The organism is Kitasatospora sp. SC0581 (assembly GCF_048159585.1).
Lineage (GTDB): Bacteria > Actinomycetota > Actinomycetes > Streptomycetales > Streptomycetaceae > Kitasatospora.
The window spans coordinates 1-913 of the sequence record NZ_JBLRWA010000086.1; the positions used below are offsets into that span (position 1 = coordinate 1).

Sequence of the window (913 nt, forward strand, 5' to 3'; positions counted from 1 at the left end):
GGTTTTAGCTCTAAATCAAAACAAAATCTAACAGTACTAAGCCATCAGGGATTAACCTTTACAAAGACTGACGTGAAAAAACTGGAAAAAACGCCCGGCGTTTTATATATAGATAAAACGCCATTCATGGATGATGTCGAGACATTAATGGATCAGAGAATGATTACTCCTTCCATTAACAGTTGGATATTTAAGGAAAACTCAGCTTATAAAACTTATCATAATAAAATTATTATTCCAGATGTAAATTACGTTCTTCTGAATGAAGACGACTGGAATAATATTGAAACCCCAAAGAAATATAAAAATCCGGGTGGCAAAGTGTTAATATTTAATCCGATTAACAATAAAAGAAAAAACGAGGATAAAGCCTTGGCTGGAAATACATTAACTTTAGTCAGACTATATAAAATGCCATCTGGAATGAAAATCAGCCAAAAAAATTTAACAATTTTAGATGTTATCCATAAACCATTTAAATATAGGGCCAGCCGTTCTGTTGGAATAAAGAAAGATGGCTTTATTATTGTAATGGACACTAAAACCGCAGTAAAATCTGGTTTGTTCCATGGATTTAGTGACCTTGAGATTTACACGAAAAAAGATATTTCCCATAAAGACAAAATAAACCTTGATAAACAAGTAAAATTATTATCAGCAACATTCCCTGGCAGCTTAGTACAGAACATTTCTCAATTAATAAAAGACGATAGTAAAATTTATAATTATCTCAAGGTTCTTGGCAATCTTTTGTTTTTTGTCTCTCTCATTCTCACTGCGATTTCAGTCACAATCATGATCTTTAGCAAATATCAGACACAGAAAAGACATTGGGGCATTTATTTATCTCTTGGAATGAGCAAAAATAACATCATGCAATACGTTTTCAGTGAAATATTTATTTATGTTTTGG

The 913-nt window shown here is 31.5% G+C and carries 1 protein-coding gene; it reads left to right on the forward strand.

Annotation, left to right across the window (positions count from 1 at the left end):
• Positions 1–72: 72 nt before the first annotated feature.
• Positions 73–913 (forward strand): hypothetical protein (locus tag ACLWS4_RS37180; protein ID WP_416876447.1); only part of this gene is annotated, 841 nt, incomplete at its 3' end.